The sequence below is a fragment of the Streptomyces sp. NPDC002133 genome (assembly GCF_040296405.1).
Taxonomy (GTDB): domain Bacteria; phylum Actinomycetota; class Actinomycetes; order Streptomycetales; family Streptomycetaceae; genus Streptomyces.
In genome coordinates this window covers 1-1334 of sequence record NZ_JBEOXF010000148.1, presented here as the reverse complement: position 1 = coordinate 1334, position 1334 = coordinate 1, and the positions used below count along the sequence as shown (strand labels likewise).

General features: G+C 69.0%; 1 protein-coding gene. It reads left to right on the top strand.

All coding sequences use genetic code 11. The features are described from left to right. The first annotated feature begins 99 nt into the window (after window positions 1-99). Complete coding sequence (locus ABT078_RS42505; RefSeq protein ID WP_351237840.1) at window positions 100-1302, top strand: IS110 family RNA-guided transposase; 1203 nt, start codon at window positions 100-102, stop codon at window positions 1300-1302. The last annotated feature ends 32 nt before the right edge of the window (window positions 1303-1334 follow it).

Here is a 1334-nt window from a genome sequence, read left to right as displayed (position 1 = left end):
GGCTGCTGATTGAGATGTGCGTTGTGGTCGCTGTTTACGGAGATGACAGCAGGGTGTTCCTCGGGCCCACGGCATGCTGCGCGGAACGAGGAGGGGCGAGTGAGCAAGCGGCGGGCCCGAGTCTGGGCCGGGATCGACGCAGGCAAGGGCCACCACTGGGCTGCGGTAGTCGACGAGGCCGGTGCCACGCTGTGGTCAAAGAAGATCGACAACGACGAGTCGGCAATTCTGGCCGCGCTCGTCGAGATCCTGGACCTGGCGGACGAGGTCTACTGGGCGGTGGACATCACCGGGACGTCGTCCGCGCTGCTGCTGGCCCTGCTGGCGGCCCATGGCCAGCGTGCCGTCTACGTGCCCGGTCGGACGGTCAACCGTATGTCGGGCGCCTACCGAGGCGAGGCGAAAACCGATGCTCGCGATGCCTACGTCATCGCCGAGACTGCGCGTCACCGTCGGGACTTCGCCGCCATTGACGTGCCCGCTCAGCTGGCCGCCGACCTCGCGCTGCTGACTGCCCACCGCACCGACCTCGTGGCCGACCGGGTGCGGATGATCAACCGCCTGCGGGACGTGCTGACCGGTATCTTCCCCGCGCTGGAACGAGCCTTCGATTACAGCGCGCAGAAGGGTGCACTCGTGCTGTTGACCGGTTACCAGACGCCGGCCGCGATCCGCCGCCGCGGCCGGGCCCGACTGACGGCCTGGCTGGCCAACCGCAATGTCCGAAACGCCGACGCGGTCGCCGCGACCGCGCTGGAGGCTGCGCAGGCCCAGCAGACCGCGCTGCCTGGGGAGGACGTCGCCGCGCAGATCGTCGCCGACCTCGCGGCGCAGATCCTGGCCCTGGACGACCGGTTGAAACGGATCGACAAGCAGATCCGCGAGACGTTCCGCAGCCACCCGCAGGCGGAGATCATCGAGTCCCTGCCCGGCATGGGCCCGATACTCGGGGCCGAGTTCGTCGTCGCGGCAGGCGACCTGTCGGCCTACGCCGACGCCGGTCACCTGGCTTCGGCGGCCGGGCTGGTGCCGGTCCCGCGCGACTCCGGCCGCCGAACCGGCAACCTTCACCGCCCCAAGCGATACAGCCGCCGCCTCCGCAGGGTGTTCTACATGTCCGCACAGACCAGCATCATCCGCGAAGGTCCGAACCGGGACTTCTACCTCAAGAAACGCGGCGAGGGCTGCAAGCACGTCCAGGCCGTCATCGCTCTGGCCCGCCGACGAGCGAGCGTGTTGTGGGCGCTGCTGCGTGACGGACGGGTCTTCACCGCCGCCCCACCGGTCACGCAAGCGGCTTGACTTCGTCATTGAGACTCCAGCCCAAAGCCGCT